The organism is Pseudomonas typographi (genome assembly GCF_014694385.1).
In the GTDB taxonomy this organism is placed as follows: domain Bacteria; phylum Pseudomonadota; class Gammaproteobacteria; order Pseudomonadales; family Pseudomonadaceae; genus Aquipseudomonas; species Aquipseudomonas typographi.
Genome location: NZ_JAAOCA010000011.1, coordinates 105,687 through 130,966 on the forward strand (window position 1 = coordinate 105,687; position 25,280 = coordinate 130,966).

A 25,280-nucleotide genomic window follows, 5' to 3' on the forward strand; every position below is an offset into this window, starting at 1 on the left:
GGGCGACGGTCGTTGGCTGCCGCCTTCACCGGCTGCGCAGGCGCCGTACATAGCGGTCACCCAAGTACTGGATGCCACACACCAGCACGATCAAAATTGCAATGACCCAGGCCATCACGACCGTGTCGTAACGCTGGTAACCGTAGCGGATGGCCAAGTCGCCCAGGCCGCCAGCACCGATGGCACCGGCCATGGCCGAGGCGCCGATCATGGCTACCACCGTGAGGGTGAAGCCGCCGATGATGCCGGGCAGCGCTTCGGGCAACAGCACATTGAACAAAATATGCCGGCGCTCGCAGCCCAGCGCCTGGGCCGCCTCGATCACCCCGCCGCTGACTTCGCGCAGGCTCACCTCCGCGACCCGGGCGAAGAATGGGGTGGCGCTCAAGGTAATGGGCACCACCGCCGCCCATACGCCAATGGTGGTGCCCACCAGCAAACGGGTAAAGGGGATCAGCGCCACCAACAGGATGATGAACGGCGTGGCGCGAAAGGCGTTGACCACCCCGCCCAGCACCCGGTTCAGCGCCGGCGCACTGAAGATCGCACCGCGCGCGGTGGTGACCAGCACCAGCGCCAAGGCAATACCGGCAAACCAGACGATAATCGCCGAGAGCCCGACCATGGTCAGGGTATCGGCCAGCGCCTTGCACAGCGCCTTGAACATGAAATCAGACATGGCCCACGACCTTGGCCGCACTGAACAGGCCGTTCAGGCCCAGGAACAGTTCCACCCGCGCGGGCGCCGCGCGCACCGCCAATAGCAAGCGGCCCTGGGCCCGGCCCTGGATGCGATCGATGCCACCGTGCAGCAACTCGATGTCACGGCCCAGGTGGTGGGCGATGGCGCTCAAATCCGGCTCGCCGGCGCTTTGCCCGTCAAAGGTCAGCTCCAGTACCGCGCGTTGGCCGTTACCGGCCGCCAAGCGCTGGGCCAGGTCTTCCGGCAGTTGAGTGGCCAGCGGTGCCAGCAGTGCACGGGTCGCGTCCGCCTGGGGTCGGCCGAAGATCTGCCACACCGGGCCCTGCTCGACAATGCGCCCGCGCTCCAGCACCACCACCCGGTCGCACACTTGGCGGATCACCGCCATTTCGTGGGTGATCAGCACAATGGTCAGCTTAAGCTTGCGGTTGATCTCTTTGAGCAGCGCCAGAATCGACTGGGTGGTTTCTGGGTCTAGCGCGCTGGTGGCCTCGTCGCACAGCAAAATGCTCGGTTCGAGCATCAGCGCCCGGGCGATGCCCACCCGCTGTTTTTGCCCGCCGGAGAGCCGTGACGGATACACATGTTCCTTGCCTTTGAGCCCCACCAACGCCAACAGCTCACGGGCGCGTTGCTCGATAATGGCACGGCTTACCCCAGCTGCCTTCAAGGGCAGGGCGAGGTTCTCCAGCACGGTTTGCGACGCCAGCAGGTTGAAGTGCTGGAAGATCATGCCGATGCCGCGGCGCAACCTCACCAACTCGTTGGCCGAGAGCTTGCCGATGTCTTGCCCGTCGATCAGCACCTGGCCTTCGCTGACGTCTTCCAGGCGATTGAAGGTGCGGATCAAACTCGACTTGCCGGCGCCACTGCGGCCGATAATGCCGAAAATCTCGCCACGGTGAATATCCAGGTCGATGTTGCTCAGGGCGTTGACCGCCTTGCGCCCGGCCAGGTACGTCTTGCCCACGCCGCGCACCTGGATGTGCACCGGCTGCTGGGGAGCGTGCACGGGCGGGGGTTCAACGGTGTTACTGCGCAGGGAAATCACCTGGCTCATCGGGCGGCCTCCTTCTGTGCCGGCAACCAGGCCAGCGCGTAGAGTTTAGGGTTACCGTAGGCCTTCTCAATGGCCGTGCGGACCCGTGGGTCGTTTTGGAAAATGTCGATAAAGGTGTGCACCGCCGGGTTATCGACGTTCTTGCGCGCCACCACGAAGCGCAACGCATACAGGTGCCCGTTGGCTTCGTCCTGGCTAAATAGCAAGGCACTGCCTGGGTCTGCCGTGCCGGCGGCAAGAATATGCGAGGGGTAGCTTTGGGCAAGAGTCACGTCATCGAGCACCCGCGCCAGTTGCGGGCCGGGCAACTCGATGAACTTGAGCTTGTGGGGGTTGGCGGTGATGTCTTGCAGGCTCGCCTTGGGCCCGGCGCCGTCGCGCAGGGTGATAAGCCCGGCGCGCTGGTAGAGGTTAAGCCCGCGGCCCTGGTTCACCGGGTCGTCGGCCACCGCCACAGTGTCGCCATCCTTAACCTGGTTGAACGCCGTGATCTTCTTCGAGTACAGGCCGACTTTGTTCTCCACCCCATAGGCCAGCGGCACCAAGTCGTAGCCATTCTGGGCGATGGCGTTTTCGAGAAATGGCTGGTGCTGAAAGTAATTGATGTCGATATCGCCATTGGCCAAGGCCAGGTTGGGCGTGTTCCAGTCGGAGAACGACAGTACCTCGACCTCGATGCCCTTCTCTTTGGCCAACTGCGCGGCCAGCTCGATGGCCGCGTTCTGCGGGCTGTCGTTGATGCCGATCTTGATGTGCTGCGGGTCGGCCAGGGCGAGGCCGGAGAACAACGTCGCCGCCAGCAGCGCGGGGCGTAGAAATTGAGCCAAGGGCATGGGAACGACTCCACGGAGGTGGTGAAGGAAGCGTCTCCGGTGGCCCGGTCGAACGGCAGTCGAACTACGGTAGCTCAATAACGTTCGGGTATTAAATATGATTTTTTCATAACCATATTCACAACACTGATGCGCTGGCGCGGGGGGGTACACAGGCCTGCGCGGGGCACCCATGCAATGGGTCGAAATATCCATAGGGCCAGCGCGGTGCCTGCGCCCTTCGCACAAAGCGTGGCCCGTAGGCGTTGCAACGTGGGTGGTGTTTCACGCGTTGCCAGCGCCCCTTCGGCGGTGCCGTTGGCTGCCGGGCCGGCGCTGGCATACCCCCACCCTCACGGCCACTGCACGCCCGCCACCGCCACATGAATCAGATACACCGACGTATTGGCCGTCATGAACAACTGGTTCCTGCGCGGCCCGCCAAAGGTCAAATTCGCCACCTTCTCTGGCAGCAGCACCTTCCCCAGCAGCGTGCCATCGGCGGCAAAGCATTGAATCCCATCCCCGGCGCTGGTCCATACGTTGCCGTTTACATCCACCCGCAACCCATCGGGGATGCCCGGCTCGATTTCGGCAAACACCCGCGACTCGCCCAAGCGCCCGCCTTCGAGCACACGCAGCTTGCGGATATGGTGGGGCGCGTGGGGGGCGTGGGAGCGCGCCGAGTCGGCCACGTACAGCCATTGGCCGCAGGCGGAGAACGCCAGGCCATTGGGTTGCACGAAGTCATCCGCCACGCAGGTGATTTCGCCACTGGCGCCGTCTACCCGGTATACATAGCGGCCGGGTTGCTCAGGGGCCCCGCGGTTGCCTTCATAGTCGCTCATGATCCCGTAGGTAGGGTCGGTGAACCAGATCGAGCCATCGGTGTGCACCACGACGTCATTGGGCGAGTTCAGGCGGTGGCCTTGATACTGGTCGGCAATCACCGTGAGGCTGCCGTCCGGCTCGGTACGGGTGACGCGGCGGGTGCCGTGTTCGCAGGTCACCAGCCGGCCTTGGCGGTCACGGGTGTTGCCGTTGGCGAAGTTGGAGTTTGCCCGGTATAGCGACACGCCTTGTTCCGGGGTCCAGCGCAAGATGCGCTGGTTGGGGATGTCGCTGAACAGCAAATAGCCGCCGTCGTTGAACCACACGGGGCCCTCGGCCCAGCGGCAGCGGTCGTACAGGCGTTCCAGCTGGGTATTGGGCAAAGTCAGTTCATAAAAGCGCGGGTCGCAGTATTCATAGCGTGGCTCGCTCATGGACAACACGGCATTCATCGGCGGCCCCCTTGTTGGCGCGCACTCACGGCGATGATCACGGCAATGATGATCACCCCGGTGCAAATCAAGCGGATGCCGGCGCTGGCGCCGAAGGTATTCAGCATGCTCACCAGCAAGTAGAGGAACAGCGCCGCCCCCCACAACCCCGGCACGTTAGAAAAGCCCCCGGCCACCGAGGTGCCACCGATCACTACCACGGCGATGGAGGCCAACAGGTATTCCTCGCCCATGGCCAGCGAGGCGCCGCCGGAAAACCCCGCCAGCAGCACCCCACACAACGCGGCGAACACAGCACTGAGCACATAGGTGGCAAAGCGAATGCGCCCTACCCGGCCGCCGGCAAGCTCGGCGGCGCGGGCGTTCTGGCCGATGGCGAGCACCCAGCGGCCGTAGCGGGTGCGCGCCAGCACCACGGCCATGGCGGCGGTCAGCAGCGACACCGCCAACGCCAGGTAGGGCACGCCCAGTAGGCGGCCGGTGCAGAATTCGTAAAACAGCGGCGGTGGCTGGATGCGCACGCTGCGCCCGTAGGCGATGGCCAGCGACTGGAGGATGAAGCTCGCCGACAGGGTGGCGATGATCGGTGGAATGCGCAGCAGGCGGATCAACCCGTAATTGAAGCAGCCGATGGCCACGCCGGCCACGAGTACCGCCAGCAGCGCCGGGGCGATCAACCCCGCGTCGCCGGCCATCAGCTTCATGCCCAGCGCACCACACAGGGCGATGTTGGCCGGGATAGACAAATCGATGTTGCCCGGCCCGGTGGTGATCACGAACAGTTGCCCCAGGCCGACGATCACGAAGAACGCCGAGAAGCCCAGGGCACTGGACAGCAGCCCGCCAGCGCCCTGCCCGCCGGTAAAGGCGATGGTTGCCAGCCAAATCAGCACGGCGGCAATGAACGACCATAGCCAAGGTTTTGCGCTGAACGACACACGTAGCGTACTCATGGCCGGGCCTCCAGGCGGTTGACCCCGGCGCGCAGGGCCAGCACCAGAATCAGGATCGCGCCCTGGGCGCCGATCTGCCAATCCGGGGAAATGTGCAAGAACGACAGCAGCGAACCGGCCAACACCAAGGTCAGGGCGCCAAGCACGGCCCCTACGGCCGACACCCGGCCGCCGACGAACTCGCCACCGCCGAGAATCACCCCGGCAATCGAGAGCAGGGTGTAGCGCAGGGCGATATTGGCGTCGGCCGACGTGGTAAGCCCCACCAGGAACAACCCTGAGAGCACCCCAAAGGTGCCGGCCAAGCCGTACAGGCCGGCCTTGATGCGCAGCAGCGACCATCCGCGCCGGCCAATGGCTTGTGGGTTGCCGCCAGCGCCGCGCAGGATCACCCCCAGGGTCGACCGGGCCAGAAAGGCATGCATCAACAGCGCAATGCCCATGCACACGAAAATCGCCAGCGGCAGCAAAGGCGTTTTGATCCGCACCAGGCCTTGCAACCAGGCCGGCGCCGCCCCGCCAGGCGAGGGTAACAGCAAAATGGCAGCGCCCATCCAGATGAACGACATGCCCAGGGTGACCACGATCGCCGGCAAGTTACGCCCATGGACCAACGCGCCCAGCGCCGCGTACACAGCAATGCAGCCCAGCAGCGCCAGGCTGCCCAGCCAGGGGTGCGGGCCCAGCACGGTGGCCGCCACGCAGGCGACGAAACTGATAAAGCTGCCCAACGACAGGTCCAGGTCGTTAACGGTGATGATCAACATCTGCGCCATGGTCGCCAGCGCAATGGGCACCGCCAGGTTGAGCATCAGGTTAAGCCCCAGGTAGCTCATCGCCCGCGGCTGCATGATGAAAATCGCCACCAGCAGCACCGCCAGCGAAACGCCCGGCAGTGCACTGCGCAGCAGCCGCGCTCGCTCGCGCGGCGCCGGCCGCTGGGTGGCGGCCAGAGGAAGCGGGTTGCTGGCGTTCATGCGCTGTGCTCCTGGAAAGACCCACGCAAGATCAGCGCTTCGGTCAGTTCACTGCGCGGCACGTCGAGCACCGCCTGGCCGTCGCGGAACACATACACGTGGTCGCAGTACTGCAGCTCTTCGAGCTCGGTGGTGTACCACAAAAAGGTACGGCCCTTGGCCGCCTCGGCAGCGAGGGTGGCGTACACGTCGCGCTTGGTGCCCACGTCTACCCCGCGCATCGGGTCGTCCATCAAAATCAGCGGGTGCGGCGTGGCCAGCGCGCGGGCGAATAGCGCCTTTTGCTGGTTACCGCCAGACAACGCGACGATCGGCTGGTCCATGCTCGGGGTGCGGATGCCCATGCGCGCTTGCCATTCGTTGGCCAACGCCCGCTCGGCGCCGGGGTCGATCAAGCCACCGCGGCGCAACTGCGCCAGGGACGCCACGCTGATGTTCTGGGCGATCGACCACAGCGGGAACACCCCGTCGCTTTGCCGGTCGCCGGCCACCAGGGCCACCCCCTGCCGCCCACGTACCCGCTGGCGCAGGACCTGCAACAACAACTGGCTTTGGCCATGCCCGGCCAGCCCCGCTAAACCGACAATCTCGCCAGGGTAGGCGCGCACGCACTGGCCATCGCCCTGGCGCGCCGGGCAGGTGTCTACCACTGGCGTGCCATGGCGGCGCGAAACAAAGGTGCGGTGCTCCTCGGCCGCCTTGGCCGCATGGCCCATGCATTCGACCAACGAGGTGTGGGTAAAGTCTGCCGCGGGGCGCACCTGTACCACCTTGCCATCACGCATCACCGCGATACGGTCACAGGTCGAGAGCATTTCGCCGAGGATATGGCTGATCAGCACGATACTGCCGCCGCCCTCGACGAAGCGCCGCACGAAACGCAACAACTGCGCCGCCACCCCGGCATCGAGCGAGGACGTTGGCTCATCGAGGATCACCAGTTGCAGGGGTTCGCCCTCACACACGAAGGCCCGGGCGATTTCCACCATCTGCCGCTGGCCGATGGGCAAGTCTGCAACGATGTCGTCGGGGTGGATGCCGTGGCCGGGAAAGATCGCTTGCAGTTGCTCAGCGATCGCCCGCCGCGCCCGTGCGCGCCAGCCCCAGCCGGCCAGCCCGGCGCACATCAGCCGGGTATTCTCCGCCACGCTCAGGTTCGGGCACAGCGACAGCTCCTGGAACACGCAGCGTATGCCGTGTTCGCGGGCCAGGCGCACATTGTAGCGGTGGCGCAAGTCTTGGCCGCCGACCAGCATTGCGCCCTGATCGGGGGCCAGGGTGCCGGCCAGCACCTGCATCAAGGTGGATTTACCGGCGCCATTGTGGCCGATCAGGCCCAAGCACTCGCCGGCATGGAAAGCCAAGCTCACCCCCTCTAACGCCCGCACGGCGCCAAAGGTTTTACCGGTGCCCTGGAACTCAAGCAATGTGCATGTGGCAGCAGCCATGGGCAAGCCTCCCGATCAGTTGGCGGCGGTAGCGGCGGGCTTGAGCCGGGCCAGGTCGTCGACGCTCACCGGTTGGCTGACGATGCCACCCTTGGGCAGGCCTTGCAGGCTCGCATCGAGGGTCTCTTGGGTCACGGTGGCGGCGGGCGACTCCAGGTCGTGGGGAAACTGTTTGCCGTCGAGCACTTGCTGGGCCACCCAGAACGCCAGGCTCGAAATGCTCGGCGCGCTGGAAATCGAAAAGCTTTGGTAGCCGTGGGCATCGCGCTGTTGCTTCCACCACGACAGTTCTTCTTCGCGGTTACCGAAGATCACCACCGGCGTCGGCCGGCCGGCGGCGCTGAAGGCCTGGGCGGTGCCATAACCATCATCGCCCTGGGTCACCACCGCATCCACCTTGGGCAGGCTCGGCAGCACACCGGCCACCGCCTTCTGCGCGGCGGTTTGTGACCAGTTACCGTTTACCGTGCCGACGATCTTCAACTGCGGGTATTTCTGCGCGCCGGCCACAATGCCGGAGTGAATCAGTTCATCCACCGACACCCCGGCCAAGCCACGCACTTCCAGCACGTTGGCGCCTTGGGGAAAGCGCTGGGCAAGGTAATCCATCTGCGCCACCCCGCTCTGCTTGAAGTTCATCGAAATGCGGTAGGCGCATGGTTCGCTGACCGTGCCGTCGAACGACACCACCACGATCCCGGCGTCGCAGGCCTGCTTGATCGCGCCATTGAGGGCCGTGGGCGAGGCGGCGTCGACCACGATGGCATTGTAGCCTTGCAGGATCAGGTTCTGGATTTGCGCCGCCTGTTCGGTGGCCTGATTCTCGGCAGTGGTGAAGGCATCGACCTGGGCCACGACACCATCCTTGACTGCCTGCTTGCCGGTGGCATCCCAACTGGCGAGCATGTTCTGCCGCCAGGCGTTGCCGGCATAGTTGTTCGACAGGGCGATGGTTTTGTCCGCTGTGGCGGCCTGGGCCAGCCAGGGGGCCAGGGACAAGGCAGTGCACAGCAACACGCGGCGAAACGAATGAGCTTTCATGAGCAGACCCTTTTTATTGTTGTGTCTGGCGGTGGCGATGGCACAGCGGCGCATCGCGCGCGCGTATCGTTCAAGGCCGAGTGTGCTACCGGCGCCGGCACACGTCTTGGGCCAATGGCGCACACTTGCGGCCAGATCGCGCAAACACTCTGCGGGAACCCGCAAGCGCATCCACTGCGATGGCCGCACAATCAAACCAGGCAACGCGCTATGCTCATACCAACAATAAAGGCAGCCCGTATCGTGCACCGCCCCAGCATCCAGGCCGAGGATGTGCTGCATCACTTCCTTGGCATCTCCAGGGCCCTGGCCGGGCAACTGGACTTTCAGTCGATGATCGAAGCCATCTCCCGCGAGGTGCACTTCATCCTGCCCCACGATCACCTCGACGTGAGCCTGTTGTTGCTCGATGGCCAGCACCTGCACGCGTTCGAAACCGGCCTACACACCTCATGGGGGGACTTTTCCGAGGGCCTGATGCCCACCGCGCAAAGCCCAATCCGCGCGGTGCTGCTGGGCGAGGTGGGGTACCTGCTCAGCGGCGATGCCATGCGCGACCCGCGCTTTCAGTTTCCTGAAGCGTTCAACCACCCGATCTTCAATGCGCAGTTGCGCAGCCGCCTCCACGTGCCGCTGCGGGCGCGTGGCGAGATCCTCGGCGCACTCAGTTGCTCCAAGCACGCGGCGCACTTCTATACCCTGGACGACGTGCGCCACACCCAGCACATCGCCGACCTGCTGGCCTCCTACCTCTATGCGCTGCGCCAAACCGAGCAGGCTACCAAGCTGGCGGTGGCCGAAGAGCGCCTGCGCGCCCGCGAAGAAGGGCTGCGCCTGGGTGCCTCGCGCTTGACCGACACCTTGGAGAACGAACGCCAGCGCATCGGCATGGACCTGCACGACCAAACCCTGGCCGACCTGACCCGCCTGCACCGCCGGCTGGCGCGCCTGAGCCGCCAAGGCACCTTGTGTGGAAGCGACTTGCAACCGGTGTGCGACGGTTTGCAGCAGAGCATGCAGGAACTGCGCGGCATCATCGATGCGGTCAAGCCTACGGTGCTGCAATTGTTCGGCCTGGAAGAGGGCCTGGAAGACCTGCTGCTACGCAGTGTACAAAGTAGCGGCCTGCGCATCCGCACCCGCCTGAAAGACCACACCGGCGGCGCCGCCAACCGCCTGGCCGAAGCGCAGCAGATCGCCCTGTTGCGGATCATCCAGGAGGCCGTGAACAACGCCATCAAGCATGCGGCACCACGGGCCATCCGCATCGACATACAACAGCGCCAGCAGCACCTCACCTTTTGCGTGACCGACGACGGCATCGGCCTGGGCGATGCCAGCCAGCGGGAAACCGGTGGCATCGGCAACATGCGCATCCGCGCCCAGCTACTGGGTGCGCGCCTGGAACTGGGCGCAGGGCCCGGCGGGCGCGGCACCCGCGTCAGCGTGAGCCTGCCGCACAACGAAAGCCAACCCATCACCGCCCTGGAGGGGCCCTAGCCATGAACGTGCTGATTGTCGAAGATGACCCAGTGCATCGCGCGTTTCTCAAGGAAGTGATCGAGCTGGCGCTACCGGAATGCTCGCATCTGTTCGAAGCCGAAGACGGCCGCATGGGCGAGCGCCTGGCGCACGAACACGCGGTGGGTTCAGTGGTGATGGACCTGCAAATGCCTGCCCGTACCGGTGTGGAAGCGGCCAAGAGCATGTGGCGCGAACGCCCCGACACATCAATTCTGTTTTGGTCGAACTACGCCGATGAAGCGTACGTGCGCGGCATCTCACGCATCGTGCCGCAGGGCGCCGCCTACGGCTACGTGCTCAAAACCGCGTCCGAGGAACGCCTGCGCCTGGCCCTGCGCAGCCTGTTCATCGAACAGCAATGCGTGATCGACCGGGAAATTCGCGGTGTGCAGCAAAAGGCCCAGGACCGGCTGCTGGGCCTGACCGACACCGAATACGGCGTGCTGCAAGACATCGCCCTGGGCCTGACCGACCGCACCATCGCCGAGCGCCATAACCTGTCGCTGCGCAGTGTGCAAAACCGCCTGCAACAGCTCTACGAGAAACTCGGCGTGTACCAATTGGGCGATGCCAGCCCAGCGTTCAACCTGCGGGCACGGGCGGTGAACATCGCCTTGCTGCGCAAGTTGCTCAACCGCACCGCGCTGGAACAAGCGGAGGAGGAGCTGCAGGGTTGGTTACAGGCCCGGCGCTGAGCCTGGCCTATCAGGTAATCGCGCCGATCTGCCAGGGCACGAACTCATTCTGCCCATAGCCGTGCTGTTCGCTCTTGCTGCGTTCGCCCGAGGCAATGCGCAGCATCATCGCGAAGATGTGTGCACCGCGCTCTTCGATGGAGGTGCTGCCGTCGGCGATGCCGCCGCAGTTCACGTCCATGTCGTCTTCCTGGTGCTCGAACAGGCGCTGGTTGGTGGCCAACTTGATCGATGGCGACGGCGCACAGCCATACGCTGAGCCACGGCCCGTGGTAAAAGCGATCAGGTTCGCGCCGCTGGCGACCTGCCCGGTGGCCGAGACCGGGTCGTAACCGGGGCTGTCCATGAACACCAGGCCGTGGGCACGCACCGGTTCTGCGTATTGGTACACGTCGACCAGGTTGGTAGAGCCCGCCTTGGCCACCGCCCCCAGGGACTTTTCCAGGATGGTGGTCAGGCCGCCGGCCTTGTTACCGGCCGAGGGGTTGTTGTTGAGTTCGGCGTTCATGCGTTGGCAATAACGTTCCCACCAGTGGATGCGCGCGATCAGTTTCTCACCCACTTCACGGCTGACCGCACGGCGTGTCAGCAGGTGCTCGGCACCATAGATTTCCGGGGTTTCCGAGAGAATAGCGGTGCCACCAGCGGCGACCAGCCGGTCCACCGCGTTGCCCAGCGCGGGGTTGGCGGTGATCCCGGAGTAGCCGTCGGAGCCACCGCATTGCAAACCCACCACCAAGTGGCTAGCGCTGACCGCTTCGCGCTTTACTTGGTTGGCTTCGGCCAGCAGCGCCTTGACCTGAGCAATGCCGCTGGCGATGGTCTTGGTAGTACCGCCGCTACCCTGGATGGTAAACGTGCGCAGCTGGTGGCCGGTTTGTAGCCCCTGGGCGGCGAGCAGGTCGTCGATCTGGTTGGTTTCGCAGCCCAGGCCGATCATCAGCACCGAATGGAAGTTGGCGTGCACCGCGTAGCCACCCAGGGTGCGCTGCAGCATGGCCAATGCCTCGCCTTTGGGGTCGACGGCGCAGCCCACGCCATGGGTCAGGGCCACTACCCCGTCCACGTTCGGGTAAGGCGCTAGCGCTTCAGGGTGGATATCACGGCGAAAGTGATCGGCAATGGCACGCGCCACGGTGGCCGAGCAGTTCACCGAGGTGAGAATGCCGATGTAGTTCCGGGTGGCCACACGCCCACTGGGGCGCACGATGCCTTGGAAGGTGGCCTGGGTGCGTGGGGTTTCGCGACGGTCCACGCCAAAGGCGTAATCGCGGGAAAAATCGCCCATCTCCACATTGTGCACGTGCACATGTTCACCGGCGGCGATCGGCTGCGAAGCGAAGCCGATAATTTGCCCATAGCGGCGCAGGGGTTCGCCCTGGGCCAGGGCGCGGCTGGCTACCTTGTGCCCGGCCGGGATGGGCTGGGCCACGGTGAGGTTCTCCGCCTCGATGAACAGCCCGGCCGGCAAAGGCTGGCGGGCAACCAGCACGTCATCGAGCGGGTTCAAACGAATGAATGCGGCGGCTATGTCGTGTGCGGCGCCAGTTTTAGTGATCAGGTCCATCACGGGGGGTCCTTATGAGTATGCGCGCCTCAGGCCAGGGCGCGCTCGCGGTAGTCGATCAGGCTGGAGAACAGCACCAAGCCCACGGCCATGACCACGAAGAAGATCAGGGCCAAAAAGTACGAGCCGGTGAACTGCACGATCAAGCCGATCAGGATCGGCACCACCACGCCGGCCATGTTGCCCCAGAAGTTCATCGCACCGCCCAGCACGCCAGAACGCGAACGCCCACCGAGGATGGCCGGCAAACACCAGTACATGCCGCACCAGCGAATGAAAAACAGCGCCACGCACAGCAGCGCCACCACCCAGCCGGCGCTGGCCGTATAGGCCACCGCCAGGATGCAAACCGCCGCGACCAGCGCCGAGCCACTGAACAACGTGCGCATTACCGTGTTGGCCGCGCCGCCAGCGGCTTTCCATTTATCGGCCACGGCACCGCCGGCCAGTTCGCCGATGAACCCGCACATGAAAATCACAAAGGTCGCCCCGCCCATGGCCTTGATATCTAGCCCATGGGCTTGGTGCAGGTAGCTGGGCATCCAGGTCATCAAACCATAGAACACGCTGTTATAGCATGCGTAGCCGGCGAACATGGCCAACACCGAACGGTTGCGGATCAGTTGCCCCAGGGGCGGTCGCGGCCCATTGGCTGCCGTGGCCGCCGGGTTGCCGGCGCGAATGTGGGCCAGCTCCGCCGCGTTCACCCCAGGGTGGTCGCTGGGGTGGTTGCGGATGTACCACCAGGCGCACAGGCCGGCAAGGATAGTCCCCACCCCGGCGATCACGAAGGCGATGCGCCAGGAACCGAACCAAGCAATCAACGCCGTGGTGATGATCGCGCCCAGCGCGGTACCCAGCGGCGCACCGCCATCGACCAAGGTGGCGCCACGGCCGCGTTCATTAGCGGTCAGCCAGTTGCCGTTGAGCTTGGCCCCGGCCGGCATGATCGGCGATTCGGTCACGCCCAGGCCGATGCGCGTGAACAGCAAGCTGAACCAGCCGGTGGCCAAAGCACCAACGGCTTGGAACACGCCCCAGCCGAGGGTGGCTGCGCCCACGATGCCCCGCGCGTTGAAGCGGTCGAGCAGTAACCCGGCGGGAATCTGCATCAGCGCGTATGACCAAAAGAAAGCGCTGAGCATCAAGCCTTCCAAGGCTGGGGTCATGTGAAACTCAGCGCTGATCAGGGGCATGGCCACCGACAGCGACGCGCGATCGATGTAGTTGATCGCCGCCAACACCAGCAGGATGAAAAAAATGCGCCAGCGCACGCGGCTGGGCTGCAAGGTGGCGGCGTAGGCCGCCGGTTGCGCCACCGGCGCCTGGGCCTGAACGGCTTTCATGCTGTGGTCCTCTTTTTTATGCTTGTTATGGGCGCCGCCAAGGCTGCGCGATGTACAGCGGTTGAATCAGAGCGCCCGCACCTTGCCAAGGCCAAAACGCGGGGTAGTCACCGCAAGCCCATTGACCAGGGGTGCACCGAATTCGCCCATGGCCACTTCGAAGCGGTCGCCCGGCTGCGGCTGGATGCCATCGGCAAACGACAAGGTGGCGGTCCCGAAAAAATGCACGTGAACATCGCCCGGGCGCAGGAACAGGTCGTATTTGAAGTGGTGGAATTCAAGGTTGTCGAAGCTGTGGCACATGTTGGCTTCGCCGCTGGCAAACGCCTTTTCCCAGACCACTTCAGCGCCACGGTAGAGGCGGCTGTGGCCGTTCAAGTCCGCCGGCAGCGGCCCTACTCGCAACTCCGGGCCGTAGCTGCAAGCACGCAACTTGGAATGGGCCAGGTACAGGTAATTGCGTTTTTCCATCACGTGGTCGGAGAACTCGTTGCCCAACGCATAGCCCAGCCGATACGGCTGGCCGTCATTGCCGATCACGTACAGCCCAGCCAGCTCGGGTTCTTCGCCGCCGTCTTCGGCGAACTCAGGCATGGGCAGGTCGGCACCGGGGCGTACCACGCTGTCGCCGTCACCTTTGAAGAACCATTCTGGCTGCACACCCACTTGTCCCGCCGCCGGCTTACCGCCTTCGACGCCCCATTTGAACATGCGCGCCGTGTCGGTAAGGGTGGCTTCATCTGTGCGCGGCGCATTGGCCTGGTGCATGGCATCGCGGGTCGAGGCACTGCCCAGGTGGGTCAGGCCGGTGCCCGTCACCCAGCAGTGGGCCGGGTCCGGGTGGTCCAGCGGCGGCAACACCCGCCCCGCGGCGAGTAGGTCAAGGTAAACCGGGCCGGGCTTCGTACCCAAGGTGGCCACCTGTTCAGCCAGGCTGCAGCCATTGCCGATGGCCAACAGGGCAAGTTCGCGAGTGCTGGCTACCTGGTTGACTACCTGCAAGGTTTGGCCTGCCACCGTGCCCACCCGGCGCTCGCCGGCCGCGCTGTCGAATTGGATCAGTCTCATGGCGCATCACTTTGTCATTGTTGGTGTAACCGGACTTTACAAAGCCTGCGTGCCCCTGCCTAATGACAGCTCCTGATGCCCCGATAACCATTGGTCATCACCCTTGACGATTCCCTCGCTCACCACCATCGCGTCACGCCTGCGCCTTCGCCAATTACGGCTGCTGATTGCACTGGACGAATACGGTTCGTTGCATAAGGCCGCTGAACAGGTGTCGATCACCCAGCCCGGGGCGACCAAGGCTCTGAACGACATCGAGGCCACGTTGGGCGTGGCGCTGTTCGAGCGTTCCCCCAAAGGCCTGGCCGCCAATGACCTGGGCCGCTGCGCGATCCGCTATGCGCGGCTGATACACACCGACCTTGCCCACCTGCGCGAAGAAATGCTCGGTATTCTCCAGGGCGAGGGCGGCCGCTTGGCGGTGGGTTGTATCATGGGCGGCGTGCCGATGCTGCTACGTGCCCTCACCCGCCTGCGCGCACGGCAACCGGCGCTGGCCGTAGAAATCATCGAAGACACCAGCGCGCGGCTTTTGCCGCTGGTGGACCAAGGCCGGCTGGACCTCGCCATCTGCCGCAGCAGCGTGAGCCGCCGGCCCGACGACTACACGGAGCTGTCGCTGCACCGGGAGCACCTGCGGGTGGTGGCCCACCCAGCCCACCCCCTGGCGGCCAGCACTACGCTGGACCTCGCTGCCCTGGGCGACGCCACCTGGGTGGTATACCCGGCCAACATGCCCATGCGCCTGTTGCTGGAGCGTGAGTTTCGCGAGGCAGGGCTGGAGTTCCCCCGTTACCCGATCGAAACGGCCTCGACGTTCTCTACCCTGCTGTTGCTCGAGCAAGACCCCAACCTGGTCGCCTTGATGCCCAGCGACGTCGCCCAATACGCCTTGCGCCATGGCCTGCTTTGCGAGTTGCCGCTGCGCCTGCATTCAGCCACCGAACCGTACTCGGCGCTAACCCGACGCGGCGCCCAATTGAGTGCGCCGGCGCAACTGCTGCTGGAAGAGTTGCACCCGCGGTAAAGGGCGCCCGCCAGCGACCCTCCGCAAGCCGACGGCGAGCGTTTGCCCGGGTGGGGCCAGCGCCCGGCGCCCTCAGCGCAACGGGCGTTTGATCAGGGTAAGGGCCAAGCCCGCCAACCAAAGCACCTGGGTGCCATAGCTGAAACGCTGGTATAAGCCAAAGTGGGTGTCCATCTGCGCCGCGGCGGCCATCCACGGCAGGCTGGCGGCGGTGGCGAAGGTCATGATGATAGAAAAGAACCCGAACGCACGAAACGGCAGGCGAAACGCCAGGTAACACCATAACCCGCTGGCCAGCAGCAGGCTGAGCAGCATCACCGCACTGGCAACCGTGTGCACCTGCTGCGACAGTGAGGGCACCTCGGGTTTGCATAGCGCATCGCAGGCAAAGTAGCCGGCGAAAAGGCTGGCCACGCCGTGTATCGCGATCAGCACGGCGGTTATGCGCGCCAACCGGGGTAGCCCTGGGGTGAAATACACCGCGCCGGCAAACACCAGGAACATCAGCCCCAAGGGGTAATTGTTGATCAGCGGCGCCAAGCCCTCGGTAGGCGCGCCCACCGCACCCAACACGCTCATGGCCTGGGCCATTTGGCTGTAGCCGGGGTAAAAGCTCGCCGTGACCAGCAAACCGCCAAGAAGCCAAAAGGGAATCAACAAGCCCAGCAGGTAAGCGGGCGTTCGACCATCAATGTGCATTGCAATCATCCAGCATAGAAACGCACGCCACCTTACAGCAGGGCCCTACCCCTGTAAAACGAAGCCCCTCATGTAAGAGGGGCTCTGGTTCGCGGCGCAGGGTCAGCCTTGTGAACACCCCGTGCCCATCACTTGGTATTCCAGCACGTGAACTTGGCCTTGATGGTCAAGGTAGGTCATGCGGGCGGGCACCACGTTGCAAACGTCGGGGATACCGGACATTTCCAGCACCCTGGCGATGTCTAGTTGCTGGCCGTAGGCATACTGCTGCACAGGGGCCGCAGCGGCCTCCTCGGCAGGGGTGTTTTGGGCGGCGCCGGCGAAGCCGCAATAAGCGGCCAGCAGCAATGCGATAAAGTTCTTCATGATGCGATGGCCTGTAAAGCAATCCAAGGATTGACTTCATTCGCCATGGGGTGGCAGTAAGAAGTTGTCACACAGGGTGGCACGAATAACCTGTCATCATCGGCCTGTACTCAAGGATGACACGAATAGGATACAACTTTCACTGCCTAATTAAATAGACACAAACGCGATGCACTGTTACAAAAATAGCAACACTCACAGGGTAGGCACCCGCCGAATGGCTGCACTGGGCCTGAGCTGTACCCGCAGTACCCAGGTAGCGATGCATAGAAACAGCCGCGGAACCCAAAAGAAAAAGCCCGTACCTTTCGATACGGGCTTTTCAAGGGTGGTGCACTCGAGAGGATTCGAACCTCTGACCGCCCGGTTCGTAGCCGGGTACTCTATCCAGCTGAGCTACGAGTGCATGTGGTGTTTGTTAAACCAGACCACCGCTGGTTGCTCCGAAGCCACCTTAACGCAGGTTAGCTGACTTCCGACATGGTGCACTCGAGAGGATTCGAACCTCTGACCGCCCGGTTCGTAGCCGGGTACTCTATCCAGCTGAGCTACGAGTGCATGTTAGGTGCCGCGCATTCTAGTTCGTTTTAGTGCTTTGTCAACCTTATTCAGTGTTTTCAAACACTTATGCAAGGATAACTCACGAACTACGCGTGAAGTAATGGCGGAGAAGGGGGGATTCGAACCCCCGACACCCTTTTGAGATGTACTCCCTTAGCAGGGGAGCGCCTTCGGCCACTCGGCCACCTCTCCGCAACACGGGGCGTATATTAACCAGCTTCTCCCCCGTTTGCAAACCAAAAAACGATAAAAATTAAAGGCTTGGTTCTTGCTCTTTCTCGTCCATGATGCGCTTGTGGATTTCCTCACGGTGGACCGCCACGTCCTTGGGCGCCTTCACACCAAGGCGAACTTGGTTACCCTTCACGCCAAGCACGGTCACGATAATTTCACCGTCGCCAATCACCAGGCTTTCCGCACAGCGGCGGGTCAAAATCAACATAAAACTCTCCTTACCTACTGCCTTGGGGACAACACATCTGCATAAAAAGGGACCCGGGCAACGCCCTCGTCCAAAGCGGCGCCGGCAAAGGCCGGCGGCCGAATACAAAAAAGCGCGGCGTTATAGCCGCGCTCTTGCCACCGGGGCAGGCTCACTCGTTATGGCTGCTGCCCGCGTCCAGCTCGAAGGCGGTGTGCAGCGCGCGCACGGCCAGTTCCAGGTACTTCTCTTCGATTACCACCGACACTTTGATTTCGGAGGTGGAGATCATCTGGATGTTGATACTTTCCTTGGCCAGTGCTTCGAACATGCGGCTGGCAACGCCGGCGTGGGAGCGCATGCCCACGCCCACGATCGACACCTTGGCGATCTTGGTGTCGCCAATCACTTCGCGGGCGCCGATTTCACGTGCGGTGGCTTCGAGCACCTGCTGCGCGTTGAGGTACTCGTTGCGGTGCACGGTGAAGGTAAAGTCGGTGGTGTTATCGTGCGAAACATTCTGCACGATCATGTCGACCTCAATGTTCGCGCCGCTCACCGGGCCCAGGATCTTGAACGCCACACCCGGGTTGTCGGGCACGCCACGGATCGTCAACTTGGCTTCGTCGCGGTTGAAGGCGATGCCGGAAATGATCGGCTGTTCCATGGTTTCCTCTTCATCGATGGTGATCAGGGTGCCCGGGCCCTCTTGGAAGCTGTGCAACACGCGCAGCGGGACGTTGTACTTGCCAGCGAATTCCACGGCACGTATTTGCAGCACCTTGGAGCCGAGGCTGGCCATTTCCAGCATCTCTTCGAAGGTGATTTTCTCCAGCCGCCGGGCCTGTGCAACCACCCGCGGGTCGGTGGTGTACACACCGTCCACGTCGGTGTAGATCTGGCACTCGTCGGCCTTGAGCGCCGCGGCCAGGGCAACCCCGGTGGTGTCGGAGCCCCCGCGGCCCAAGGTGGTGATGTTGCCGTGCGCATCCACACCCTGGAAGCCAGCGACCACGACCACGCGGCCAGCCGTAAGGTCGGCGCGGATGCGCTGGTCGTCGATCTGCAGGATGCGGGCTTTGGTGTGGGCGCCGTCGGTGAGGATGCGCACTTGGTTGCCGGTGTAGGAGACCGCAGGCACACCGCGCTCGATCAGTGCCATGGCCAACAGGCCGATGGTCACTTGCTCACCGGTGGAGAGAATCACGTCCAGTTCGCGCGGAACCGGCTGGTCGCTGATCTGCTTGGCCAGCGCCACCAGGCGGTTGGTTTCGCCACTCATGGCCGACACCACCACAACGATGTCATGGCCTTCGGCGCGGAATTTCTTGACCTTCTCGGCAACCTGCTGAATCCGCTCGACCGTGCCGACCGAAGTGCCTCCAAATTTTTGTACGATCAAAGCCATTTCATTGCTGCCTCAAGCCCCTGAAGGGCGCCCATTAAACTACCAAACGCACTAAAGCCATAGCCCGCTGCGATATCAGTGGGCCGGCAACCGAGCCCTCACAGCCCTTGTTCGACGAACGGCACGGCCAAGGCCAGGGCGCCGTCCAAGGCCGTGGCGTCGACGCCGCCACCCTGGGCCATATCCGGGCGGCCACCGCCCTTGCCGCCTACGGCAGCGGCGGCCTGTTTCATCAGGTCGCCGGCCTTGAGCTTGGCCGACAGCGCCTTGGTCACGCCGGCCACCAGCACCACTTTATCCTCGTGCACACCGCCCAGCAGGATCACACCCTGGCCCAACTTGTTCTTGAGTTGGTCGACCAGGGCCAACAGCCCCTTGCCGTCCACCCCGTCCAGGCGCGCGGCCAGCACCTGCACGCCCTTGACCGCCACGGCCTGGGCCGAGAGGTCATCGCCGGCAGCACTGGCGGCCTTGGCCTGCAACTGCTCCAGGTGTTTTTCCAACTGGCGGTTACGCTCCAGCAGTGCCGAAAGTTTGTCGACCAGGTTGTCACGGCTACCTTTGAGCAACCCGGCGGCCTCCTTAAGTTGCTCTTCGGCGCCGTTGAGCCAGGCCAGCGCGGTGGCGCCGGTGACCGCTTCGATGCGCCGCACGCCGGAAGCGACACCGCTTTCGCTGATGATCTTGAACACGCCGATATCACCGGTGCGCTTGGCGTGAATACCGCCGCACAACTCGACGGAAAACCCCTCGCCCATGGTCAACACGCGCACCCGGTCGCCGTACTTCTCGCCGAATAACGCCATGGCGCCTTTGCCCTTGGCGCTTTCGATGTCCATTTCTTCGATCTGTACCGGCGTGTTACGGCGGATCTCTCGGTTGACGATGTCTTCAAGCACTTTGAGCTGCTCCGGCTTGACCGCCTCGAAATGGCTGAAGTCAAAGCGTAGGCGCTGGCTGTCGACCAACGAGCCCTTTTGCTGAACGTGGTCGCCGAGGATCTCGCGCAGCGCCGCGTGCAGCAGGTGGGTGGCCGAATGGTTCAGCGAGGTGGCCTGCTGCAGGTCGCCTTCGACTTCGGCGTGCACGGTTTCACCGGTTTTCAGGCCTCCCAGCGCGACCACGCCGTGGTGCAAGAAGGCGCCGCCAGATTTAGTGGTGTCGCTCACTTGGAAGCGGCTGTTACCGCCCTGCAGGTAGCCACGGTCGCCGACCTGGCCACCGGATTCGGCATAAAACGGCGTCTGGTCCAGCACCACCACGCCCTCCTCGCCTTCGGCCAACGCCTGCACGGCCTGGCCGCCCTTGTACAGCGCCACGATGGTGCCTTGGCCGCTGTGGCTGTGGTAGCCGAGAAACTGGGTGTCGTTCTCCACCTTGACCAGGCTGTTGTAGTCCAGGCCAAAGGCGCTTGCCGAACGGGCGCGTTCGCGCTGGGCGTTCATTTCGCGCTCGAAGCCGGCTTCGTCGAGGGTGAGTTCGCGCTCGCGGGCGATGTCGGCGGTCAGGTCCATCGGGAAGCCGTAGGTGTCGTACAGCTTGAATACCACTTCACCCGGTACCACGTTACCCTTGAGTTCGGCCAGGTCTTGCTCGAGGATCTTCAAACCCTGCTCCAGGGTTTTGGCGAACTGTTCTTCTTCGCCCTTGAGTACGCGCTCTATGTGCGCCTGCTGGGTCTTGAGTTCAGGGAACGCAGCGCCCATCTCGGCCACCAGCGCGGCGACGATGCGATAGAAGAAGCTGCCCTTGGCGCCCAGCTTGTTACCGTGGCGGCAGGCGCGGCGGATGATGCGGCGCAGCACGTAGCCGCGGCCTTCGTTGGACGGCAACACGCCGTCGGCTATCAAAAAGCCGCAGGAGCGGATGTGGTCGGCCACCACCTTGAGCGAGGGCTGCTCGGCATTCTCGCAACCAATGGCCTGGGCCGCTGCGGCCAGCAGGTGCTGGAATAAGTCGATCTCGTAGTTCGAGTGCACGTGCTGCAGCACCGCGCTGATGCGCTCCAGCCCCATGCCGGTGTCTACCGACGGTGCCGGCAGCGGGTGCAGTACGCCGTCGGCGGTACGGTTGAACTGCATGAATACGTTGTTCCAGATCTCGATGTAGCGGTCGCCGTCTTCTTCCGGCGAGCCGGGCGGGCCGCCCCAGATATCCGGGCCGTGATCATAGAAAATCTCGGTGCACGGGCCGCAGGGGCCGGTGTCGCCCATGGTCCAGAAGTTGTCCGACGCATAGGGCGCGCCTTTGTTGTCACCGATGCGCACCATGCGCTCGGCCGGCACGCCCACCTCGCGGGTCCAGATGTCGTAGGCTTCGTCATCGCTGGCGTACACGGTGACCCAGAGCTTGTCCTTGGGCAGGTTCAGCCATTTTTCGCTGGTAAGGAAGGCCCAGGCGAAGGTGATCGCATCGCGCTTGAAATAGTCGCCGAAGCTGAAGTTGCCGAGCATTTCGAAGAACGTATGGTGGCGGGCGGTGTAACCCACGTTTTCCAGGTCGTTGTGCTTGCCGCCAGCGCGCACGCACTTCTGGCTGCTTACCGCGCGGGTGTAGGCGCGTTTTTCCTGGCCCAGGAAGCAGTCCTTGAACTGGTTCATCCCCGCGTTGGTGAACAGCAGGGTCGGGTCGTTGCTGGGGATCAGCGAGCTGGAGGCGACACGGGTGTGGCCTTGCTCTTCGAAGAAGCGAAGGAAGGCTTCACGGATTTCTGCGCTTTTCATAGGTTCTTCCACGGGGACAGCGGCCGGAGGCGAGTGCTTATTGTCGGTCGAATCGACGGCAAAGGGCCGCATTATATAGGCCCTGCCGCCGCGGTACAGCCGGTTTATACGCGCAGTGCGATTGTTTTCGCCCCGCGCCCGGGTCAGTGCCGGGCAAAACTTGCAAAAACCTGCACCACATGGTCGACCTGCGCGGTGCTCACATCCAGATGGGTGACCAGCCGCAGGCGGCTTGCGGCACTTAGCCGCACGCCGCGCTGGGCAGCATGGGCCTTGAATGGCTCGGCATGTTCACCCAACTGAACGTAGACCATGTTGGTCTGCACCGGCTCGACTTCGTAGCCTAGCTCCGCCAAGCCGCCGGCCAGCCGCTGGGCGTTGTCGTGGTCAAGGGCCAGGCGCTCGACCTGGTGCTCAAGGGCATACAACCCCGCCGCGGCGAGCACGCCCGCTTGGCGCATGCCGCCACCGAGCATTTTGCGCAGGCGCGTGGCCTTGCCGATAAAACCGCGCTCGCCAAGCAGTACCGAGCCCACCGGCGCACCCAACCCCTTGGACAAACACACCGATACCGAATCGAAGTGCTGGGTCACCTGCCGCGCGTCCACACCTAAGCGCACCGAGGCATTGAACAGCCGTGCGCCGTCCAGGTGCAGCGCCAGGCCGTGTTCACGGGTGAATTGCCGTGCGCGTGCCAGGTACGCTTGGGGTAACACCTTACCCTGGGTGGTGTTTTCCAGCGCCAGCAGGCGGGTGCGGGCGAAGTGGAAGTCGTTAGGCTTGATGGCCGCGGCCACCCGCGCCAAATCCAGGCTGCCATCTGCTTCGAATTCCAGCGGCTGCGGTTGGATCGAGCCGAGCACCGCGGCGCCGCCGCCTTCATATTTATAGGTGTGGGCTTGCTGGCCAACGATGTATTCATCGCCCCGATCACAATGGGCCATCAAACCGAGCAGGTTGCTCATGGTGCCGCTGGGCACAAACAACCCGGCCTCGAAACCCAAGCGCTCAGCCAACTGCGCCTGCAGGCGGTTCACCGTAGGGTCTTCGCCGTACACATCATCGCCGGTTTCGGCGCGGGCCATGGCCGCGAGCATGCCTGCACACGGCTGGGTGACGGTGTCGCTGCGTAGATCGATAACGCTCATGAGGCCCCCAATAGGCGTCCGGTGGATGTATCCAGCCATTACTGCGGCCAATGCCGCGAATAATCAACCCATACCCTCGGTTACCAGACGCCGTGCACGTTAATGAAAACTATGGTAATAATTGGGCCGCCGCACAGCGGCAACGTTCTCAGGGCGGGGTGCGATTCCCCACCGGCGGTAATGGCGTGCAATGCGCCTAGCCCGCGAGCGCTCGCTTCGGCGAGGCCAGCAGACCCGGTGCGATTCCGGGGCCGACGGTAACAGTCCGGATGAAGAGAGAACGGGATTCATGCCCAAGGGCCGCCTGCGCGTACCCTTCAATCCCCTTCGATCCGATTGCCCTGTTTGTCTTAATAAACAGGAGATCCAAGCATGCAACCCACCCCCATCGACAGCAAGCACGAGCGCATCGCGTTCATCCAGGCCTGCTGGCACAAAGACATTGTCGACCAGGCGCGCAAAGGCTTCGTCGAAACACTCCCTCAATTGGGCTACAGCGAGCAGGATGTCGACTTCTTCGAAGTGGGCGGCGCATTTGAAATTCCCCTGCACGCCAAACTGCTTGCACAAAGCGGCCGCTACGGCGGCGTGGTCGGTGCCGCGCTGGTGGTCGATGGGGGCATCTACCGCCACGAGTTCGTGGCGCAAAGCGTAGTCAGCGCGCTGATGCAGGTGCAGCTTGAAACGCAAGTACCGGTGTTTTCGGTGGTGCTGACCCCGCACCACTTTCACGATGGCCAAGAACACCACGGCTACTTTTTCCGCCACTTCGAGCACAAGGGCCAGGAAGCGGCGCGCACCTGCGCCGATACCATGGCCAAGGTCCGCGGCTTGCGCCGGTTGCAGGGCCAGCAAAAGGTGGCGGTGTAGCGCCTACCCGGGCGGCGCGCGGCTTGCCGCGCCAGCTGCCCGGCACCGCCGCCGGGGCGGCGAAAGCCTTTGTGTATAACAGTTTTAGTGATGGTGGCCGCAATCTGGCCCATGCACATGCCCATCGCCCGCGCCATCGGCGGGGTCGGCCGGCTCCATTTCCAACTGCAAGCTGACCAAATTAGTGGCCATCGGCCGTAATACCAAATTGGCGTATTCGGTGTCGCCATCTTCTACATCCACCCCGATCAGCAATTGGCCACTGCCGTCTTGCTGAACCCACAACTCGCGGCCCTGCCACACCACCGCCAGGCGGGTGCAAGAGGTTTCCAGTTGGGTACCGTCATCATCTTCGAGGATCAAGCGCAGCGCATCGGCCATGTGTTGTGTTCCCATGATGTCAAAGTTCAAAAAGATAAACCACGCCGAAGCCCAACGGCCCGGCCAGCTTACCAACGCCTTGAAGGTTTAGCCCTGCCGCTGCCGGGGCGGGTGCTGGGGTGCAGCCATCATAACCCCTCGCTTGGCCACTGCCACCTCATGCTCGGCTGGCCGGTGGCGCCAGCGGTACCGCGCGCACCTGGTCGCCAGCGTACAAGCGCAGGCGCTGAGCGGTGGCCGGGTCTACCACCAAGGTGCCGGCGGCCAACCGGGCGGGCGCGACAACGATGCGGCAGGCTTCGCGCAGGCGGTTATGAATCAGGTAAGCCGGGGCCTCATCGCCGGCAGTGCCCACCGCCAGGATCAGCGTCTGGCTGTCGCGCACCGCACGAATCTTGCTGGTTTCGCACTCCAGTGCAGGGCCTGCATCGAAGATATCGACATAGCCCTGGTAGCTGAAACCCTCGGCCTGCAGCATCGCCATTGCAGGTTCCGTGTGCGGGTGCACACGGCCGATCACCTTGCGCGCCGCCTCGGACAGAAAGCAGGTGTACAGCGGAAACTTCGGCATCAGTTCGGCGATGAACGCGCGGTTGCCCACACCGGTCAGGTAGTCGGCCTGGCTGAACTCCATCTTGAAAAAATGCCGGCCCAAGCTTTCCCAGAATGGCGAACGGCCGTTTTCGTCGGGCATGCCGCGCAATTCGGCCATCACCTTGCGCCCGAACAATTCCGGGAACTGCGCGATGAACAGCAAGCGCGCCTTGGCCAGCAGGCGGCCATTGAGCCCGCGGCGCAAGTCTTCGCGCAAAAACAGCGAGCACAGCTCGGAGTTGCCGGTGAGGTCGTTGGCCAGAAACAGCGTGGGAATCTCGCGGTAGATGTCCAATTCCCGCGAGGCGCTGACCGTCAGCCCCACCCGGTAGTTGTACCAGGGCTCACGTTGGCCCACCGCGGCGACGATACCGCTGATGCCGACCACTTCACCGGCATCGGTTTCCAGCACGAACAGGTAGTCGGCATCTGCGCGCGAGGCTTCGCCGCGAAAGGTTTTCTCTGCCGCTTCCACTCGCTGGGCCAGGCGCTGCTCGTTGGCCGGCAAGGTGGTCAGGCCGGCCCCGGTGCCGCGGGCCAGGTCGATCAAGGCCGGCAGGTCGGTGCTGCGGGCGGGGCGAACGATCATGCTTTCTCCTCAGGCG

Annotated in this window: 23 protein-coding genes, 3 tRNA genes and 1 riboswitch; of the genes, 4 read left to right on the forward strand and 22 right to left on the reverse strand. The window is 63.6% G+C overall.

Annotated features, from left to right (window positions below):
- Positions 1 to 25: 25 nt before the first annotated feature.
- The 8 genes from HAQ05_RS10675 to HAQ05_RS10710 form a co-directional block, all read right to left on the reverse strand.
- On the reverse strand, positions 26 to 679 hold the full coding sequence (locus HAQ05_RS10675; RefSeq protein ID WP_190420233.1) for a methionine ABC transporter permease: 654 nt from the start codon (positions 677 to 679) through the stop codon (positions 26 to 28).
- A complete protein-coding gene (locus HAQ05_RS10680) occupies positions 672 to 1,763 on the reverse strand; it encodes a methionine ABC transporter ATP-binding protein (RefSeq protein ID WP_190420235.1) in 1,092 nt (363 codons plus the stop codon). Before HAQ05_RS10680 ends, HAQ05_RS10675 begins: the two co-directional genes overlap by 8 nt.
- A complete protein-coding gene (locus HAQ05_RS10685; protein WP_190420237.1) occupies positions 1,760 to 2,596 on the reverse strand; it encodes a MetQ/NlpA family ABC transporter substrate-binding protein in 837 nt (278 codons plus the stop codon). Before HAQ05_RS10685 ends, HAQ05_RS10680 begins: the two co-directional genes overlap by 4 nt.
- A 332-nt stretch (positions 2,597 to 2,928) precedes the next feature.
- Positions 2,929 to 3,858, reverse strand: coding sequence for an SMP-30/gluconolactonase/LRE family protein (locus HAQ05_RS10690; protein WP_420825767.1), 930 nt, complete (start codon positions 3,856 to 3,858; stop codon positions 2,929 to 2,931).
- Complete coding sequence (locus HAQ05_RS10695; RefSeq protein WP_190420239.1) at positions 3,855 to 4,811, reverse strand: ABC transporter permease; 957 nt, start codon at positions 4,809 to 4,811, stop codon at positions 3,855 to 3,857. Before HAQ05_RS10695 ends, HAQ05_RS10690 begins: the two co-directional genes overlap by 4 nt.
- Positions 4,808 to 5,788 (reverse strand): ABC transporter permease, encoded by a 981-nt coding sequence (locus tag HAQ05_RS10700; RefSeq protein WP_190420241.1) that lies wholly within the window; start codon positions 5,786 to 5,788, stop codon positions 4,808 to 4,810. Before HAQ05_RS10700 ends, HAQ05_RS10695 begins: the two co-directional genes overlap by 4 nt.
- Positions 5,785 to 7,236 carry a sugar ABC transporter ATP-binding protein gene (locus tag HAQ05_RS10705; RefSeq protein WP_190420243.1) on the reverse strand — a complete coding sequence of 484 codons (1,452 nt, stop codon included), beginning with the start codon at positions 7,234 to 7,236 and terminating at the stop codon, positions 5,785 to 5,787. Before HAQ05_RS10705 ends, HAQ05_RS10700 begins: the two co-directional genes overlap by 4 nt.
- Before the next feature lie 15 nt (positions 7,237 to 7,251).
- Positions 7,252 to 8,277: an ABC transporter substrate-binding protein gene (locus HAQ05_RS10710; protein ID WP_190420245.1), complete on the reverse strand. Its 1,026-nt coding sequence runs from the start codon at positions 8,275 to 8,277 to the stop codon at positions 7,252 to 7,254.
- Positions 8,278 to 8,520: 243 nt separating this feature from the next.
- Between HAQ05_RS10710 and HAQ05_RS10715 the strand changes: the two genes are divergently transcribed.
- Positions 8,521 to 9,777, forward strand: a complete 1,257-nt coding sequence (locus HAQ05_RS10715; protein WP_338050191.1) for a GAF domain-containing sensor histidine kinase — start codon at positions 8,521 to 8,523, stop codon at positions 9,775 to 9,777.
- A gap of 2 nt (positions 9,778 to 9,779) precedes the next feature.
- The gene (locus HAQ05_RS10720) at positions 9,780 to 10,496 is read left to right on the forward strand and encodes a response regulator transcription factor (protein ID WP_190420249.1); all 717 of its coding nucleotides are present in this window, start codon (positions 9,780 to 9,782) and stop codon (positions 10,494 to 10,496) included.
- A 10-nt stretch (positions 10,497 to 10,506) separates the two neighbouring features.
- Here the strand turns inward: HAQ05_RS10720 and HAQ05_RS10725 are convergent, their stop codons facing one another.
- From HAQ05_RS10725 to araD1, 3 genes are all read right to left on the reverse strand, one after another.
- Positions 10,507 to 12,063: a UxaA family hydrolase gene (locus HAQ05_RS10725; RefSeq protein WP_190420251.1), complete on the reverse strand. Its 1,557-nt coding sequence runs from the start codon at positions 12,061 to 12,063 to the stop codon at positions 10,507 to 10,509.
- A 29-nt stretch (positions 12,064 to 12,092) separates the two neighbouring features.
- Complete coding sequence (locus tag HAQ05_RS10730) at positions 12,093 to 13,409, reverse strand: MFS transporter (RefSeq protein WP_190420253.1); 1,317 nt, start codon at positions 13,407 to 13,409, stop codon at positions 12,093 to 12,095.
- Positions 13,410 to 13,475: 66 nt separating this feature from the next.
- Positions 13,476 to 14,477, reverse strand: a complete 1,002-nt coding sequence (gene araD1 / locus HAQ05_RS10735; protein ID WP_190420255.1) for an AraD1 family protein — start codon at positions 14,475 to 14,477, stop codon at positions 13,476 to 13,478.
- 103 nt (positions 14,478 to 14,580) lie between these two features.
- Between araD1 and HAQ05_RS10740 the strand changes: the two genes are divergently transcribed.
- Complete coding sequence (locus HAQ05_RS10740; RefSeq protein ID WP_194719589.1) at positions 14,581 to 15,504, forward strand: LysR family transcriptional regulator; 924 nt, start codon at positions 14,581 to 14,583, stop codon at positions 15,502 to 15,504.
- A 72-nt stretch (positions 15,505 to 15,576) separates the two neighbouring features.
- Here the strand turns inward: HAQ05_RS10740 and HAQ05_RS10745 are convergent, their stop codons facing one another.
- From HAQ05_RS10745 to ltaE, 9 genes are all read right to left on the reverse strand, one after another.
- On the reverse strand, positions 15,577 to 16,203 hold the full coding sequence (locus tag HAQ05_RS10745) for a DUF998 domain-containing protein (RefSeq protein WP_190420257.1): 627 nt from the start codon (positions 16,201 to 16,203) through the stop codon (positions 15,577 to 15,579).
- Positions 16,204 to 16,305: 102 nt separating this feature from the next.
- A complete protein-coding gene (locus HAQ05_RS10750; RefSeq protein ID WP_190420259.1) occupies positions 16,306 to 16,569 on the reverse strand; it encodes a DUF2790 domain-containing protein in 264 nt (87 codons plus the stop codon).
- Between the two features lie 329 nt (positions 16,570 to 16,898).
- A tRNA-Arg gene (locus HAQ05_RS10755) sits at positions 16,899 to 16,975 on the reverse strand.
- 75 nt (positions 16,976 to 17,050) lie between these two features.
- A tRNA-Arg gene (locus tag HAQ05_RS10760) sits at positions 17,051 to 17,127 on the reverse strand.
- A 104-nt stretch (positions 17,128 to 17,231) separates the two neighbouring features.
- Positions 17,232 to 17,322 (reverse strand) — tRNA-Ser (locus HAQ05_RS10765).
- A 61-nt stretch (positions 17,323 to 17,383) separates the two neighbouring features.
- Positions 17,384 to 17,572: a carbon storage regulator CsrA gene (csrA, locus tag HAQ05_RS10770; RefSeq protein ID WP_190420261.1), complete on the reverse strand. Its 189-nt coding sequence runs from the start codon at positions 17,570 to 17,572 to the stop codon at positions 17,384 to 17,386.
- Between the two features lie 151 nt (positions 17,573 to 17,723).
- Positions 17,724 to 18,959, reverse strand: coding sequence for an aspartate kinase (locus HAQ05_RS10775; RefSeq protein ID WP_190420263.1), 1,236 nt, complete (start codon positions 18,957 to 18,959; stop codon positions 17,724 to 17,726).
- 98 nt (positions 18,960 to 19,057) lie between these two features.
- A complete protein-coding gene (gene alaS, locus HAQ05_RS10780; protein WP_190420265.1) occupies positions 19,058 to 21,682 on the reverse strand; it encodes an alanine--tRNA ligase in 2,625 nt (874 codons plus the stop codon).
- A gap of 143 nt (positions 21,683 to 21,825) precedes the next feature.
- The gene (ltaE, locus tag HAQ05_RS10785; protein WP_190420267.1) at positions 21,826 to 22,830 is read right to left on the reverse strand and encodes a low-specificity L-threonine aldolase; all 1,005 of its coding nucleotides are present in this window, start codon (positions 22,828 to 22,830) and stop codon (positions 21,826 to 21,828) included.
- Between the two features lie 140 nt (positions 22,831 to 22,970).
- Positions 22,971 to 23,116: riboswitch (FMN riboswitch) on the forward strand.
- A gap of 86 nt (positions 23,117 to 23,202) precedes the next feature.
- On the opposite strand from ltaE, the gene HAQ05_RS10790 reads away from it, so the two are divergent.
- Positions 23,203 to 23,700 carry a 6,7-dimethyl-8-ribityllumazine synthase gene (locus HAQ05_RS10790; protein WP_190420269.1) on the forward strand — a complete coding sequence of 166 codons (498 nt, stop codon included), beginning with the start codon at positions 23,203 to 23,205 and terminating at the stop codon, positions 23,698 to 23,700.
- Positions 23,701 to 23,784: 84 nt separating this feature from the next.
- On the opposite strand, the gene HAQ05_RS10795 is transcribed toward HAQ05_RS10790, so the two are convergent.
- Positions 23,785 to 24,081 carry a topoisomerase II gene (locus HAQ05_RS10795; protein ID WP_190420271.1) on the reverse strand — a complete coding sequence of 99 codons (297 nt, stop codon included), beginning with the start codon at positions 24,079 to 24,081 and terminating at the stop codon, positions 23,785 to 23,787.
- 157 nt (positions 24,082 to 24,238) lie between these two features.
- Positions 24,239 to 25,264 (reverse strand): arginine N-succinyltransferase, encoded by a 1,026-nt coding sequence (gene astA, locus HAQ05_RS10800; RefSeq protein WP_190420273.1) that lies wholly within the window; start codon positions 25,262 to 25,264, stop codon positions 24,239 to 24,241.
- Positions 25,265 to 25,280 lie beyond the last annotated feature (16 nt).